Origin of the sequence: Neorhizobium huautlense, assembly GCF_002968575.1 — a bacterium.
GTDB classification, from domain to species: domain Bacteria; phylum Pseudomonadota; class Alphaproteobacteria; order Rhizobiales; family Rhizobiaceae; genus Neorhizobium; species Neorhizobium huautlense.
The window spans coordinates 133692-149984 of the sequence record NZ_PVBM01000001.1; the positions used below are offsets into that span (position 1 = coordinate 133692).

The 16293-nt window shown below is 60.0% G+C and carries 13 protein-coding genes; 8 read left to right on the forward strand and 5 right to left on the reverse strand.

From position 1 onward, the window contains the following. Nucleotides 1–24: 24 nt before the first annotated feature. Nucleotides 25–660, forward strand: a complete 636-nt coding sequence (locus tag C5L12_RS00625; protein WP_105370078.1) for a LysE family translocator — start codon at nt 25–27, stop codon at nt 658–660. Nucleotides 661–934: 274 nt separating this feature from the next. Continuing rightward, nucleotides 935–1831 carry a lytic transglycosylase domain-containing protein gene (locus C5L12_RS00630; RefSeq protein WP_245422718.1) on the forward strand — a complete coding sequence of 299 codons (897 nt, stop codon included), beginning with the start codon at nt 935–937 and terminating at the stop codon, nt 1829–1831. A gap of 17 nt (nt 1832–1848) precedes the next feature. On the opposite strand, the gene C5L12_RS00635 is transcribed toward C5L12_RS00630, so the two are convergent. Next, nucleotides 1849–3183 (reverse strand): serine hydrolase domain-containing protein, encoded by a 1335-nt coding sequence (locus C5L12_RS00635; RefSeq protein ID WP_280952502.1) that lies wholly within the window; start codon nt 3181–3183, stop codon nt 1849–1851. A gap of 169 nt (nt 3184–3352) precedes the next feature. Between C5L12_RS00635 and C5L12_RS00640 the strand changes: the two genes are divergently transcribed. From C5L12_RS00640 to C5L12_RS00660, 5 genes are all read left to right on the forward strand, one after another. Next, nucleotides 3353–4600 carry a BtaA family protein gene (locus C5L12_RS00640; RefSeq protein WP_105370079.1) on the forward strand — a complete coding sequence of 416 codons (1248 nt, stop codon included), beginning with the start codon at nt 3353–3355 and terminating at the stop codon, nt 4598–4600. An 11-nt stretch (nt 4601–4611) separates the two neighbouring features. After that, on the forward strand, nt 4612–5268 hold the full coding sequence (locus C5L12_RS00645) for a class I SAM-dependent methyltransferase (RefSeq protein WP_425350719.1): 657 nt from the start codon (nt 4612–4614) through the stop codon (nt 5266–5268). Nucleotides 5269–5408: 140 nt separating this feature from the next. Then, nucleotides 5409–6197, forward strand: coding sequence for a glycoside hydrolase family 25 protein (locus C5L12_RS00650; RefSeq protein ID WP_105370081.1), 789 nt, complete (start codon nt 5409–5411; stop codon nt 6195–6197). Between the two features lie 135 nt (nt 6198–6332). Then, a complete protein-coding gene (locus C5L12_RS00655) occupies nt 6333–7535 on the forward strand; it encodes a lytic murein transglycosylase (RefSeq protein WP_105370082.1) in 1203 nt (400 codons plus the stop codon). An 84-nt stretch (nt 7536–7619) separates the two neighbouring features. Then, a complete protein-coding gene (locus C5L12_RS00660) occupies nt 7620–8585 on the forward strand; it encodes a DMT family transporter (protein WP_105370083.1) in 966 nt (321 codons plus the stop codon). Nucleotides 8586–8956: 371 nt separating this feature from the next. On the opposite strand, the gene metF is transcribed toward C5L12_RS00660, so the two are convergent. The 4 genes from metF to ettA all read right to left on the reverse strand — a co-directional run bounded on the left by metF (nt 8957) and on the right by ettA (nt 15157). Next, on the reverse strand, nt 8957–9844 hold the full coding sequence (gene metF / locus C5L12_RS00665) for a methylenetetrahydrofolate reductase [NAD(P)H] (protein WP_105370084.1): 888 nt from the start codon (nt 9842–9844) through the stop codon (nt 8957–8959). Nucleotides 9845–9855: 11 nt separating this feature from the next. Then, nucleotides 9856–10851: an ArsR/SmtB family transcription factor gene (locus C5L12_RS00670; RefSeq protein ID WP_105370346.1), complete on the reverse strand. Its 996-nt coding sequence runs from the start codon at nt 10849–10851 to the stop codon at nt 9856–9858. Between the two features lie 147 nt (nt 10852–10998). Beyond that, the gene (locus tag C5L12_RS00675; RefSeq protein ID WP_105370085.1) at nt 10999–13281 is read right to left on the reverse strand and encodes a methyl-accepting chemotaxis protein; all 2283 of its coding nucleotides are present in this window, start codon (nt 13279–13281) and stop codon (nt 10999–11001) included. A gap of 226 nt (nt 13282–13507) precedes the next feature. After that, nucleotides 13508–15157 (reverse strand): energy-dependent translational throttle protein EttA, encoded by a 1650-nt coding sequence (gene ettA, locus C5L12_RS00680; RefSeq protein ID WP_105370086.1) that lies wholly within the window; start codon nt 15155–15157, stop codon nt 13508–13510. Nucleotides 15158–15298: 141 nt separating this feature from the next. Between ettA and C5L12_RS00685 the strand changes: the two genes are divergently transcribed. Further along, nucleotides 15299–16243, forward strand: a complete 945-nt coding sequence (locus C5L12_RS00685; protein ID WP_105370087.1) for an alpha/beta fold hydrolase — start codon at nt 15299–15301, stop codon at nt 16241–16243. The last annotated feature ends 50 nt before the right edge of the window (nt 16244–16293 follow it).

Below are 16293 nucleotides of genomic sequence, written 5' to 3' on the forward strand. Positions count from 1 at the left end.
TGGGGGCGTTCGGGAGGAAGTGGAATGACGGCTGATATCTGGCTCGCTTTTGCCGCGACCGCGATTTTTTTTGTCCTTCTCCCGAGCCCTCTTGCTTGTCTTACTGCCAGCTTCTCTCTCCAGCGTGGCCGCCGTACCGCGGTCGCCACCCTGCCCGGCCTGGCGCTTGGGTTGACGACGGCCCTGCTGCTGGCGAGCGTGCCGGTCGCAATTGCGGCTCTTTATGCCCCGCGGCTGATGGAAACGATTTCCTGGATCGGCCTTGGCTACCTAATGCTCTATATATTGTGGTCCTATCAGGATCCGAAAATCACCGGCCCCATGGCCGACAACGACAACCTGCCGGAATGTCGTCGCGCGCGGATTTTCGGCTGCCTCTTCGGTCAATCCGCATTCACTCTTCGCTACGCGCTCGTGCTTGCCGCCATACTTGCGCAGTTCATCGATCTCCAAACTCCAATTTTGCTTCAGCTTCTTGAAATGCAGGCAATCTTTCTCGTCTGCATGATAATCGGTGGCGCCGTCCACGTGCTGCTGCCGCGCCGCGTTCTCGGCCGGAAACGCAATGCTGCAAACCTCAACCAAGCCTCACGCAAGCCCCAGACGCGATTCATATCGCGACGTGCGGTCACGGCCGGTTATCGCCGGATTGCGGCCTAGGCCTCACCGTCTTGTCGGACGCTGCCCAATAGGTTAATGAAACTAGATATTCGGTAGCGGTTCGGCGGGCTGGGGTAACCAAATTCATGAAAGAAACCCAATGGCGATAATCCGATTTCTCGGCCGTGGAACGGCCGTGGCCTGCGCCATGTCTTCGGTTCTCGCTTCCTGTTCAAGTGTTGAACGGGAACCCAAACTTGCCGCGACTCAGAGCCAAGCCCCGACAAATACTTCTGTAGCCGGTGCGGTTCAGACCGCCTCCGCGGATGGGCAGTTGGCCGTCCAGTACAAGTCGGATTTGCCGGTTGGTCAGCAGGCACAGGCCGCGGGTGCACAGCCGACTGTCGCTCTCGCCAAGACGTCACGGCTTCCGGTTCCTGTTCCGATGGCCGCAGAAGCGGCCTCGGTCCAGACGGTAGCGATGGCATCTGCAACCATGGCGCCGTTAGTTGCCTTGGCACCCGCCCCGAGCGCCGCGACGGCGTTAATACCTGGCAAGACCACCTCGACCCTTGTGGCAGCAGCATCGCCCGCAACCTCGACGATCCTCGCATCCAGCAAGGGCGGACGGCTGGCCGTTCCGGCCGTAGCCCCCGCCGTTTCAGAAGGCAGGATCCAGCCGGTGGCGGCCCAAGCGATCGCATTGGACGAGCCCGAACTGACACCGGATATGGTGGCGCTGCAATCGGTCGTACCCACGCCGCGACCGGACACGTCGACACTTGCCTATGCCGCTCAACCAAGGGCCGTCGCCGCACTTTCGGCGATGGAATTTCCCCCGGCACCCGGCGATCCGCTACCGACCACCGCGGCTGCGGCACCTGCGGATTTAAGCAAGCTCATCAAGCGTTACGCAGGACTGTACGGCGTGCCGGAATCGCTGGTACACCGCGTCGTGCATCGGGAAAGCAAATACGACCCCAAGGCCTATCACAAAAACGGCTATTGGGGCCTCATGCAGATCAAATATTCGACTGCCAAGTCCATGGGTTATGAAGGACCCGCTTCGGGTCTGCTCGACGCTGAAACAAACCTGAAATACGCGATCAAATACCTGCGTGGCGCCTGGCTGGTCGCCGACAACAAGAACGATAATGCCATCAAGCTCTACGCGCGCGGCTACTATTACGATGCCAAGCGCAAGGACATGCTGCACGTTCTTGAAAAGTAATGGCAATTGGCGGCGCCTTAGGGCGCCGCCGTCACCTTTATGATCTCTGCAACAAGCATCGACGGATCATAGCGCTCCGGCGTCAGGCCAAGCCGCACGACCACAAGGTCGAGCGATGGAATGACGATGACGTTCTGTCCGTCATGGCCGTCCAGGATGAATGTATCGGCGGGCAGACCCTTACCGGCGACCGGCAGCCAGGTCTGCATCCTGGAATAGCGGCCGTTCGAGGTCCGGTTCGGCTGGCGCATCGCTTCGACGAAGCCTTCCGGCAGGATCCTGTTACCGTTCCAGACGCCGTCCCGCACCAGCAGCAGTCCCAATCGCGCCCAGTCCCACGCAGTCGCATACATGTAGGAGCTGCCGACGAAAGTACCGGTGGCATCGACCTCCAATACCGCGCTTGCCATTCCCAACGGTTCGAATAGCGCCTTTCGCGGATAGGCAAGCGCCGCTTTCTCTTCCAGCCGGCTCATCCATATCCGGGAAAGCAGCACACCTGTGCCGGAGGAATAGTTGAAGCGGGTGCCCGGATCGGCCTCAAGCGGCTGATCCGCGGCAAAATTTGCCATATCGCTCTCAAGATAGAGCATCCGGGTCACGTCCGCGACCGTGCCGTAGTTCTCGTTGAACGCCAGGCCGCTCTCCATCGCCAGAAGGTCGCCGAGGCTGATGTCGGCACGCTGATCGTTTTGCCATTGCGGTAAGAGCCTTTTATCGTCCGCCGACAGCCGGCCGTCCCGCATCATCGTGCCGATGATTGCCGCAGTGACCGTCTTGGTCATAGACCACCCCAGAAGCGGCGTGTCCTTCGAAAACCCGGCAGAATAGGTCTCTCCTACGATACGCCCCCCCTTCACGACAACCACCGCCCGCATGCCGGCTCCAATGAGATCATCGCGTGAAAGAAAAGGCGCAATTGCCGGATGGGATTCAATTTTTCCGCCCTCCGGCCAAAGGACAGTCTCATCGACGGGCGTCCGAATAGCCGATGCCGTTTCCACCCGCGGCAATGTTTCCCCATTCGGAGTGACAGTACACCCTAAGCCATCGCGATGGACGGCATCATTGCCGGCAAAAATGCCGAGCAGCGCGGCATGGACACGTCTTTCGGTCCGATCGACGGACACGTGCATCAGCTTGAGCAGCGGATGGCCCGGCGCCTGGACGTCGACCGCAAGCACCACGTCAGCGTCCTGTGCGGCGATGAAGACGTTCGAGCAGACGATTTTGGCGGCATAACCGCTTCCGACCCTCAGCAGTTCCGGCGGCATAACGTAAAGCCAGCCCGCAATTCCGGCGACACTGACCAGGACGGCACCAAAACAAATCTTCGCAATCCTGATCAACAATCGCTTGGTCCCTCATCTTTTGCGCATGCATGCAATCAGGATTCTCGCCCCCAAGGAAGCAGTTTTGCTGGCGCAGTGCCCGTTCTGTAGTTCAGCACAGGCCGCGTCATCAATCTGTTGCATGATCGGGCTACACGCCCTGCAACTCTGGACTAGGCGGGACTCGATTATGGCGGATATTGCTCAGGAAGCCGGTTTTCGGAAAAACAAGAAGCTCAAGGATGCGCTTCTGCAGCACAAGGCACTTTCTCGACAGGGTTTTTCAGAGAGGCTTTTCGGGCTGCTGTTTTCCGGGCTGGTTTATCCGCAGATCTGGGAAGATCCGGATGTCGACATGGCGGCCATGGAACTGGCTGAAGAGCACTCGATCGTTACAATCGGTTCCGGCGGCTGCAATATGCTCGCCTATCTGTCCCGCGCGCCGAGGAAGATCGACGTGGTAGACCTCAATCCACATCACGTCGCTTTGAACCGCCTGAAACTGGCCGCCTTCCGCCATTTGCCGGGCCACGGCGATGTCGTACGCCACTTCGGCATGGACGGCGTTCGCTCCAACAGCACGAGCTACGACAAATTCGTCGCCCCGCACCTCGACACCGCCACGCGCGCCTATTGGGAGAAGCGGTCCCTCTCGGGCCGACGCCGCATCGGCGTCTTCAATCGCAACATCTACAGAACTGGCCTGCTCGGCCGCTTCATCGGCGCCGGCCATCTGATCGCCCGCTTGCACGGAACCGACCTTACCGAAATGGCGAATGCCCGCTCCCTGCGCGAGCAGCGGCAGTTCTTCGACCAGAAGATCGCTCCTCTGTTCGAAAAACCCCTGATCCGCTGGATCACCAGCCGCAAGAGTTCGCTTTTCGGTCTCGGTATCCCGCCGCAGCAATATGACGAACTCGCAAGTCTTGCCGCCGACGGATCGATCGCGCCGGTGCTGCGCCAGCGACTCGAAAAGCTTGCCTGCCATTTCCCGTTGCGCGACAACTACTTTGCCTGGCAAGCCTTCGTACGCCGCTACCCAAAGGCGGAAGAGGGTACGCTGCCGACTTATCTGAAGGCGGAAAACTTTCAGATGATCCGCAAGAATGCCGATCGCGTCACGGTCCACCACGCGAGCTTTACCGAGCTTCTGGCGCGCAAGCCCGCGGCTTCCGTGGACCGTTACGTCCTGCTCGACGCTCAGGACTGGATGACGGATCAGCAGCTCAACGATCTCTGGACGGAAATCGCCCGCACGGCAGCTTCCGGAGCCCGCGTGATCTTCCGCACGGCGGCTGAAAAGACCGTCCTTCATGGCCGGCTGGCGGCTGCGCTACTGGACCAGTGGACCTATCTGGAAGATCGATCGGCCGAACTGAACTTCCAGGACCGGTCCGCAATCTATGGCGGCTTCCATATCTACGTGAAAAAAGCCTGATGGCGCAGCAAATGACAAGCACGTCCCTCCCCGACGAGCATGCAGAGCGGATGGATCGGATGTACCGCTATCAGCGTCACATCTACGACGCCACGCGCAAATATTACCTCTTCGGTCGTGATCGGGCGGTAGAAGGACTGAACGTCCCGCCGGGAGCGACATTGCTGGAAGTCGGATGCGGAACGGGCCGCAATCTGTTGCTCGCTCACCGGCATTATCCGACTGCCAAACTCTATGGCTTGGACATCTCCGCAGCGATGCTCGAAAGCGCCCGAGCGAATTTTCGCGGCAGAGCCGCTGAACCGAACTTCCAGGTGGCGGACGCCACGAATTTCAAGGCGGAGGAGTTCGGCAGGACGGGCTTTGACCGAATCCTGATTTCCTATGCGCTTTCGATGATCCCGAACTGGGAAGGTGCAGTCGATGCGGCCTTGGCCGCGCTTGCCCCGAACGGCTCGCTGCATATCGTCGATTTCGGCCAGCAGGAACGCTTGCCCGGCTGGTTCGGACGGCTGCTGAAGGCTTGGCTGACGCGCTTCCACGTCACGCCTCGTGCGAACCTGCACGGTGTGCTGGAAAGCAGGCTTGCCGCAGCAGACGCCGACATGATCTTCGAAGAGATCGGCTGGGGTTATGCGTGGCACGCGGTGATCCGCCGCCGCGGCTGATATCCGATCGCTGCGCATGCGGCTGGCAGCCCTCTTGCCATAACCGATTTTTTACGACGTTATGACGACATGGCGTTTACGCCTCCTCGTTGCAGATTCGTGAGGCGAGAGGCTTTAGTCGGCATCAACACGGGACTTCCATGCCTCGGCTCCTTTTGACGTTTCTTGCGACAGCCATGCTCGCAGCCGCCGGCTGCACATCGACCGATTACGATCTGGTGGAGACCTCGTCGGTCAAGCAGATGAGGTTCAAGGATAACGATCCGCAGGATTTCGGCAGATATCATCCCGGCCGCCACGAAATCCATGGCATCGACCTTTCCAAATGGAACGACGGGGATATCGATTGGGCTCAGGTGAAGGGCTCCGGAGTCGCATTCGCCTTCATCAAGGCGACCGAAGGAAAAGATCGGGTCGACGCCGCATTCGAACGGCATTGGCGCAACGCCGCCGCATTCGGTATTCCGCACGCGCCTTACCACTTCTATTATTTCTGCTCGACTCCGGAGGAGCAGGCCGATTGGTTCATCGCCAATGTGCCGAGGCAGTCGACGAAGCTGCCGCCGGTGCTCGACGTGGAATGGAACCACGCCTCGCCGACCTGCAAGCTGAAGCCTGACCCTGCCACCGTGCGCGACGTTATGAAGCGCTTCATGGATCGTATCGAACGGCATTACGGTAAGCGTCCGATCATCTACACCTCCGTCGACTTCCACCGGGACAACCTGGTTGGAGCCTTCAACGATTATCATTTTTGGGTGCGGTCGGTCGCAGCACATCCCGGTGAAATTTATGCCGGTCGCCGCTGGGCCTTCTGGCAATACACCTCAACGGGCATCGTGCCGGGCATCCAAGGTCAGACGGATATCAACGTATTTTCCGGCACGGCGAAGAGCTGGAACAACTGGGTCGCATCCGTCAGCAAGTAAACCTCGACCTGCCGGCACTCCGACATCTGGCAATATGTGAGCAGTTGCGGTAGAACCTGCCCCGACGCCGCTGCCGCCATTTCCGTCACGATTTTGTCCACATGCGGCGGTGCTTATTCACATTGGGAACGCCGAATGTCCGCTGTTTTTGTCCGCCGCCTCTTGCTCGCATCCGTTGTCGCCGGCTGCCTTACCTCCACCGCCCTTGCTCAGACGCCGGCCCCCACGTGCGGAGGTGATCTTTCCACCTTCCTTCAGGGCGTGAAGGCCGAAGCGATCGCCAAGGGTATCCCTGCCGATGCCGCCGATCGAGCTCTCGCCGACGCGCAGATCGACCAGAAAGTGCTGTCCCGCGATCGCGCCCAGGGTGTCTTCCGCCAAACCTTCCTCGATTTTTCCCAACGCACCGTCAGTCAGGCGCGGCTCGATATCGGCCGCCAGAAGCTGAAGCAATACGCTGATGTCTTCGCCCGCGCCGAGCAGGAATTCGGCGTCGCTCCGGGTGTCATCACCGCCTTCTGGGCCATGGAAACGGATTTTGGAGCGGTCCAGGGCGACTTCAACACCCGCAACGCTTTGGTGACGCTCGCTCATGATTGCCGGCGCCCGGAACTCTTCCGTCCGCAGCTTATCGCACTCATCGAGATGGTGCAGCACGGAGACCTGGATCCGGCGACCAATACCGGTGCTTGGGCGGGTGAGATCGGCCAGGTGCAGATGCTGCCTGAGGACATCATCGCGTTTGGCGTCGATGGCGATGGCGATGGCCATATCAACGTGAAGAACAGCGCCGCCGATGCGATCCTGACGGCCGCCAAATTCATCCAGAGCCTCGGTTTCAAGGCAGGCCAGCCGTGGGTTCAGGAAGTAACGCTGGCTGAGAACCTGCCCTGGGGGAAATCGGGCCTTGGCAACGAGATTCCCGCTGGCGAATGGTTCAAGATGGGCGTCGCACCGCGCGACGGCAATACGAGCTTCGGCGATCTGCCGGCGGCTCTTGTCCTGCCGCAGGGACGAAAGGGGCCAGCCTTCCTCACCTATCCCAATTTCCGCATTTATCTCGAGTGGAACCAGTCCTTTATATACACGACATCGGCGGCCTACTTCGCCACCCGCCTGTCCGGCGCTCCGCCCTATCTGAAGGGAACGCCTGAACCCGGCCTCGATGATTCCGGTATGAAGGCATTGCAGGCGAAGTTGCAATCGCTCGGCCACGATGTCGGAAAGGTCGACGGCATCCTGGGTTCCGGCACCCGCATGGCGGTCCAGAAGGAACAGGCCCGCTTGGGACTGCCGGCAGACGGGTGGCCGACCCAGGGGCTGCTTTCGGCACTCTAAGGCCTGCAATCCCACTGCTCAAGATTCGGGTGGCGGTCGGCTCGTCCTGGCTATATTCCTGCTTCCGATGTGAAGGAAAATTCCATGACGACCGCCACCGTTTCGAAGCCCAATGCAGTTGTCTGGGCGCTTCTTCTGCTGCTGGGCTTGATCTGGGGCGGCTCGTTCTTTTTTGCGCGCATTGCCGTGCTGGAAGTGCCGCCCTTCACTTTGGTCTTCCTGCGTCTATTCCTGGCAGCGCTTGCGCTCCACATCTATCTCCACGGCCGATTTGGCCTCTATCAGTCCTTGGCCGCTCACTGGCGCTCCTTCGTGGTCATGGGCTTCGTCAACAATGCCCTGCCCCATACGCTGATCTTCTTCGGCCAGACCGAGATCGGGGCAGGCCTTGCGTCGATCCTCAATGCAACGACACCGATCTGGACAGTCCTGATTGCCAATCGTTGGACGCCGGACGAAAAACTGACGGCAGGCAAAATCGCCGGCTGTCTCGCCGGCCTCGCCGGCACGGTTGTTCTGATCGGGCCGAGCATCACAACAGCGGCATCTGCTCCGCTCTGGGCTCTGGTTCTGCCGGTGGCCGCAGCAATGTCCTATGGGGTAGCCGGAACCTACGGCAAACGTTTCCGCGGCCTTCCCGCTCCGGTTTCCGCCACCGGCCAACTGACTGCCTCGACACTGATGATGCTGCCCGTTTCAATGCTCCTTGACCAGCCTTGGACCTTGCCGGCGCCTTCCATAGAGGCTGTGGCGGCGATCCTGGCGCTGGCACTGATCTCGACGGCGTTTGCCTATATGCTTTTCTTCCGTATCCTGGCTACGGCAGGCGCCACCAATGCATCGCTGGTGACGCTCATTGTGCCTCCAAGCGCCATTCTGCTGGGCGCCTTGTTTCTTGGCGAGCGATTGGAGGCGCCGGACATCGCCGGCATGCTGCTGATCGGGTTCGGCCTCGTCCTGCTCGACGGACGGCTTCTTCGCTACTGCAGCAAATGGCTTTGCAAAGTGTCAAAAAGAAGCGCAGCTCTCACGGAATATGACGCTCCGTAACACTCATACACCACTTTTTAAGGGTGCGACAATTAAGATTAACAACAAATTTATTGAGCAAATTCAGCAATATGCCAGATTTAAGCTCGTGAAGCGAGGTTCGGGCAGCGGCGGTGCAGCATAGAATCTGCTTTCCAATCGACACAAAACCGACATAGACTTTAACGGTCAACGCAAGGAGGCAGACATGGGACGTACATACTCTCTGAATGTCCTGGTAGTCGGTGTAGCGTTCGTGTTCGTGGCATCTATGCTGTTCATCTGAACGCTACAGATCCCACTACCCGGTCATAATTTTGCATCCATGACCGTTTGATATCAGCACTTCAATTAGAACGCATGCTCCTCTCGTAGAAGCATGCGTTTTTCATTCAGGCCGCGACAGTGCGAGGACTGGCAATCTGCCGGCGGCCGAGCCGCTCCAGCACGGCCGAAACGAGCGGCGCGCGGTTCATCGTATAGATGTGGAACTCGTGGATGCCGCGACGGCTCAGATCTTCCATCTGTTCTGCGGCAACGTCGGCCGCCACCTTGGCGCGATCCTCCGGCTTCTCATCAAGCCCTTCGAACCGGGCATCGAGGAAAGCCGGCACAGAGGCGCCGCAACGACGGGCGAAGCGCTTGAGCTGGGTAAGGTTCTGGATCGGCATGATGCCCGGTACTACGGGGATGGAAACGCCCGCCCCCTGCACCTTTTCCAGATACCGTTCGAAAATGTCGTTATCGAAGAAGAACTGGCTGAGGGCCCGCGAGGCGCCTGCATCCGCCTTGGCTTTCAGGGCCTCGATATCCGCCGCAAGATCAGCGCTCTCCGGGTGCTTTTCCGGATAAGCCGACACCGACACGTCGAAATCCCCATATTCCATTAGAGCCCGCACCAGATCTGCCGTCTGTGCATACCCCTCGGGATGGGGAAGGTAAGCGGTTCCGATGCCGGTTGCCGGATCGCCCCGAAGAGCAACGATGCGGCGAACTCCGGCGGCCCGATATGCTTCGATGACCGCGCGCGTTTCCTCGCGCGAAGCATCCACGCAGGTCAGATGCGCCGCTGTCGGAAGTCTCGCCTCGCCGATCATCCGTGTTACCGCTGCAAGCGTCGGCTCCTTCGTCGAACCGCCTGCGCCATAGGTCATGGACACGAATTCCGGCGCCCAACCCGCAAGCTGCTCCACGGCTTCCCACAGCTGGGCCTCCATCTCATCCGACTTCGGCGGAAAGAATTCGAAAGAAACGCTGAAGGGTTCGCGATTGGCGGTCATGGTCAGTTCCCTTATGAGGCGTTTTGGGTTTCTGCGGGTGCGTGGGAAGCGATCAACAGCCTGCGGTCTCGTGCAAGCCAGACTGTCGCCGTTAGTGCGCCTTCCTTGCCGGAGCCGAGATCGATCGCCTCCTCCACCTCGAGCCCCACCTTGTCCAGCCACTCGGCCATGACCTGGTGAGAGAAGCCAAGCCGGATATGCGCATGATCCTCGCGCAGGTAGTCAAGCTTGTGGGGCGCCAGATCGACGATGATGATCCGGCCGCCGGGGCGCAGTACGCGGGCAGCCTCCGCGATGGCCAGTTCCGGTTGATCGAGGAAGTGCAGCACCTGATGGATCGTGATCAGATCGAAGTCCTGGCCTTCCAACGGCAGGTTCAGGATGTCGCCGTGCCGGACGGAGGCCTTGGTGATGCCGGCCTTGTCGAGATTGGCGCGTGCCACAGCGAGCATGTCACGGCTTGCGTCGATGCCGACAGCTCGGCGATAAAAATCGGACAGAAGCTGCAATATCCAGCCCGTACCCGTCCCAAGATCGAGCAGCGCATCGATTGGCGTCTTGCCGATGAGCTTCAGCAGTGCCGCCTCGACCGCTGCATCACTCACATGCAGTCGCCGCAGTTCGTCCCACTCCGAGGCGTTGCGGCTGAAATAAGCTTGCGCCCGTTCGGCCCTCACGCGCTTGACGGCCAAAAGCCGCTCGCTGTCGCGCAACAGGACCGGATCCTCCTCCGACGCGGCAGCCAGCAGCGTACGAACCAGAGCGGCGGCCTTGCCTTCCTGTCTCAGACGGAAATAAGCCCAGGCTCCCTCCTGATAGCGGTCGATCAGCGACTCTTCGGTGAGGAGCTTGAGGTGCCGCGAAATCCGCGGCTGCGATTGCCCGAGGATATCCGTGAGATCGGTGACCGTAAGATCGCCCTCTGCCAGTAGTGCGAGCAGGCGGAAGCGAGTGGGCTCGCCTGCCGTTTTGAGCACATCTACCAATGTATCGAGCGCGAGACCCATCGAAGCAGCATCCCATCCAATCAACATATAAAGATATGTTTATGTGATTTGCTGGCTCGACGCAAGCGAGAAACGCGTTCCATCGCCTCCACCGCAAAAAGAAAGGCGGCCGACAGGCCGCCCCGTTAGTGGAATTGAGATTGGATGTCAGAACTCTTCCCATTCATTTGCGGCCTGAGCTACGGCCGCATTGCCGTGAGAAATCGCCGGCCGCGCCCGCAGAGGGCGGTGCGATGTTTGTACGACCTGTCGGGCGACCGCCGATGGAGGAGCGGCCGCGACACGACGCCCACCGGCATTTTCGCCGAGCTGGAAGTGGGACAACAAATCGTTCAGCTTGTCGCTTTCCTGTGCCAGCCCCGCACCCGCGGCATTCATCTCTTCAACCATCGCGGCATTCTGCTGTGTCGACTGATCCATGTGATTGACGGCAGTATTGACCTCGGCCAAGCCGACCGACTGTTCCTGCGCCGCAATCGCGATGGCGTCCATATGGGTGGTCACGCTCTGGACAAGCTGCTCGATCACGCCCAGTCCCTCGCCCGTATCGTTGACCAGTTTCACGCCCTCACCGACGGCTACAGCAGAACTGGAGATCAGAGCCTTGATCTCCTTGGCAGCATTGGCGGACCGCTGCGCAAGCTCGCGGACCTCCTGCGCGACGACCGCAAAGCCCTTACCCGCCTCACCCGCACGCGCTGCCTCCACACCCGCATTCAGCGCCAGAAGGTTCGTTTGGAAGGCGATCTCGTCGATGACGCCGATGATCTGGCTGATCTGTTGCGACGACTTCTCGATCCGCTCCATGGCCATGACGGCATTACGGACCACGTGGCCGGACTGGTCGGCCCGGGCGCGGGCATCGCGCACGACATCACGAGCTTCGGCAGTGCGCTTGGAGGTGGCGATCACGTTCGAGGTGATCTCCTCGAGCGCTGCGGCGGTTTCCTCCAGCGAAGCCGCCTGCTGTTCGGTGCGCTTGGATAGGTTGTCCGAAGCACTCGAAATCTCGCGCGACCCGCTGGTAACCGTCGAAACCGAACTACCGACGCTGAGCAGCGCTTCGCGAAGCTGACGCACGGACGTGTTGAAGTCCTGCCGCAGCGCCTCGAACTGCGGGGCGAGAGGTTCGTGGACTTCACAGAGCATGTCGCCGGCTGCAAGCCGCCGCAGGCTGGCTGCAAGTGCACCGGTCGCCTGGTTGAGACGTCCTTCGGCTTCGACTTCGGTACTGCGCTGCATCTCGATACGTTCCGCCTCGGCGCGGCGACGATTGGCTTCGGCTTCCGCTTCTAGCTCCCTGTTCCGGCCTGCCGCGTCCCGGAAAACCTCGACCGAACGTGCCATCTCTCCCACCACGTCGCTGCGCTCCGCGTAAGGAATAGCGGCGGCGATGTCGCCCTCGGCCAAGTTGGCCATGCAATCGCCGATCTTGCGTATCGAGCCTGACAGGCCGCGGGTAATCATCACGCTGAAAGCGATCGAGATCGCCATGAAGATGCCGAGAGCCGATAACGTCAGCTGAAGGGTCGAAGACGCATCGTTCCATTTTTGGGCGGCCAGACCGCCGATCTTGCCGGCATTTTCCTGTATAAGTCCCGCCACGAAGTCCCGTCGTTTCACCATGGCTCCAATCCATGCGTCGAAATCGCCGGGCGCCGGGGTGTAGGGCTTGAGGGAATCCATTGCCTTTATCGTCTTGTCGATCAGCTGACCTTCCACCCCTTGCAGGAACGTATCGTATCTTTGCAGCAGATCGGGCGGCGTAAACTGGCGGAAGGCTTGTTCATAGATGCGGATCTGATGTTTGCCGTGCCCGAACTTGGCCAGCTCCTCGGCAGTCAGCACACCATTGCGCGTATATTGTTGGCCGATACGATTGATGATCAAATAGCCTTCGTTCACCTGCATGAAGGCGTGGTAGCCCTGCACGGCACGCGAGAGTTCCTGATTGTCGATGAGGTTGCCGACCCGCCCTGCAAGCTCGAGGCCAGAGGCTGATATCGGTTGAAGATAGCGCAGCGACATGAGCGGATCGGCACTGCCCGCATCGATGGCGGAACGGTATTCGGGAAGCTTGCCCCAGCGCTCGTCCAGGGATGACTTGGTCTTTGCAAGCCCGGCGTCATTTATGCCGAAGGCAACGGTCTTGTCATAGATCTCGAGAAGCGCTCGGTGCGCGCTATCGGCCTTGACCCTTATATCCGACCTCGTGGCTGCCGTAGCGGCACCCTCTACAGGCATGACCAGCATCAACTCACCGCCGGCACGGGCGAGCTTCTCGAGCGCCAATGCCCGCTCGAGTTCCCGATAGCTCGCATAGGAATTCCAACTGACAAACGCTCCGAGACAGACCACCGCCAGCAATGGCACCAGAGCCAAAAGCGTCAGCGAAGCGCGAAAAGGCAGCCGCTCGATCAAGCGCACCATGAATCAACCCTCTACGATGGACTGTCTTCATGACAGCATAGCCGGCCCGGCGAACATGGACCTCCCCCGTCACCAGCCTGCGCTCCCAATCTTTGCGATTGTATTGACCGACCATCGCAAGAATCCCCCAAAAATCTGGGGGTGGCGGATTCAGTATTTTTTTACCGCTCCAAAAAGCAAAAGCCCTGGGACTACCAGGGCTTTACTTAGAGATCGCTAAAAAATATTAGCGCGTCAGACGCTTGTAGGTCACGCGCCGAGGGTTGACCGAATCTGCTCCGAGCCGGCGAATCTTATCCTGCTCGTAATCCTCGAAATTGCCTTCGAACCACTCGACATGGCTGTCCCCTTCGAAAGCCAGGATATGGGTGGCCAGACGGTCGAGGAACATGCGGTCGTGGCTGATGATAACCGCGCATCCGGCAAAGTTTTCGAGCGCGTCTTCGAGGGCCGCCAGCGTTTCCGTGTCGAGGTCGTTGGTCGGTTCGTCGAGCAGCAGCACGTTACCACCTGCCTTCAACATCTTGGCGAGATGCACGCGGTTGCGCTGGCCGCCCGAGAGATTGCCGACCTTCTGCTGCTGGTCGCCACCCTTGAAATTGAACGCGCCGCAATAAGCCCGCGAGTTCATGTCGTACTTGCCGAGCTTGATGATGTCGTTGCCGCCTGAGATCTCCTCCCAAACGGTCTTGTTGCCGTCGAGCGAATCGCGGCTCTGGTCAACATAACCGAGATGTACGGTGTCGCCGATGCGGACGGTGCCCTCATCCGGCTTTTCCTGGCCGGTGATCAGGCGAAAGAGTGTCGTTTTACCCGCACCGTTCGGACCGATGACGCCGACGATGCCGCCAGGCGGCAGCTTGAAGGTCAGGCCCTCGAAGAGAACGCGATCGCCATAGCTCTTCGAGATGTTCTCTGCCTCGATCACGACCTGCCCGAGGCGCTCGCCGATCGGTATGATGATCTGCGCGTCGCCGGGACGGCGGTCCTCGGCGGCTGCGACCAGTTCATCATAGGCTCGGATACGCGCCTTCGACTTCGCCTGGCGCGCTTTGGGGCTGGCGGAAATCCATTCCTGCTCGCGGGAGATCGCCTTCTGACGGGAGGCCTCTTCGCGGCCTTCCTGCGCCATGCGCTTCGCCTTGGCCTGCAGATAGGCCGTATAGTTGCCCTCGTAGGGAATGCCGCGGCCGCGATCGAGTTCGAGAATCCAGCCCGTGACGTTGTCGAGGAAATAGCGGTCGTGGGTGATCATCAGCACCGAGCCGGGATATTCCCGCAGGTGTTTTTCGAGCCAGGCGATCGTCTCGGCATCGAGGTGGTTGGTCGGTTCGTCGAGCAGCAGCAGGTCCGGCTGGGACAACAGCAGCTTGCAGAGCGCCACGCGGCGCTTTTCACCGCCAGAGAGATTGTCGACGGCGGAGTCGCCCGGCGGGCAGCGCAGCGCGTCCATGGCCATCTCGACCTGGCTTTCGAGATCCCAGAGGTTCTGGCTGTCGATGATATCCTGGAGCTTGGCGCCCTCTTCCGCCGTCTCGTCGGAATAGTTCATCATCAGCTCGTTATAGCGGTCCAGGATCGCCTTCTTGTCGGCGACGCCTTCCATCACATTGCCCATGACGTCCTTGGAGGGATCGAGCTGCGGCTCCTGCGGCAGATAGCCGAGCGTCGCGCCCTCGGCGAGCCAGGCCTCGCCGGTATATTCCTTGTCGAGCCCTGCCATGATCTTCAGCACGGTGGATTTACCGGCGCCGTTCGGGCCGAGGATGCCGATCTTGGCATCCGGGTAGAAAGAAAGATGGATGTTTTCCAATACCTTCTTGTTGCCGTAGGCCTTGTTGAGGCCGGCCATGTGATAAATGAACTGACGTGCCATAGGATGAACTGCTCCGGGAGGGGGATCTGTTTTGCCGCTATGTAGTGCATCCGACCGAAGAGTGTGAAGCACTTTTCGGAAAAAACCGATGCACAAGCTGGAAAATCGCGCATAAACGGTGAGGCAGACGGGAGGATCCGCATGTTCGACGAAACCAGACAGCTCGCAAGCGCCACGGGAGCGAGCCTTGCCAATCACCATCAGCCGGGCGCCGAGCCGGTGACGGCAATCCTCCTCATCTGTCATGGCCTTGCCGAGCACTCGAAGCGCTACGGACCATTTGCCGAAGCCATGGCCGGCCACGGCTTTCATGTCTACGCGTTCGATCATCGCGGCCACGGAGAAACGACGGCACCGGATGCGCCACTCGGACGTTTCGGCAGACGAGACGGCGTTCGGCTCGTTTCGGAGGATGTTAAAGCCATGCGCGACATGGCGGCTCAAAATCATCCCGGTTTGCCCGTCCTGCTCTTCGGCCATTCCATGGGAGGTCTGATCGCGCTCAACGCAGCGGTCGATCATCCCGATAGTTATGATGCCGTCGCTGTCTGGAATTCGAATTTCAATCCCGGCATAGCCGGGCGTGCGGCGCAGGCAATCCTTCTTGCGGAAAAAGCGCTCAAGGGCTCCGACGTGCCGAGCGGCCTCTTGCCCAAACTGACCTTCGAGGCCTGGGGCCGTTCAATTCCCGGCCATCGAACCGCCTTCGACTGGCTGAGCCACGATGGGGAGATCGTCGATGCCTATATCGCCGATCCTCTTTGCGGTTTCGATGCCAGCGTCTCGCTCTGGCTCGACCTCTTCGAAATGACTTTTCGGGCTCCGAAGCTCATCGGCAGGCTGCGGAAGGATCTGCCGATTCACCTGATCGGCGGAGCCGAGGACCCGGCCACCAACAGGGGACGCGAGGTCCTCTGGCTCTCTGGGCATTTGAAGAAGAACGGGCTTTCCAACGTCACGACGAAAATCTGGCCGGCGACCCGCCACGAGACGCTGAACGATACGGTCCGCGTTCGCGCTGCCGCCGAATTCGCCGCCTGGGCAAAAGCCGTGCTTCCCCTCCCGACGATGGCCAAATCGGAATGAGTTCATGACATTTCATCAAGTGCTTCCGATGCCTCCCCCCGCTATAGGAA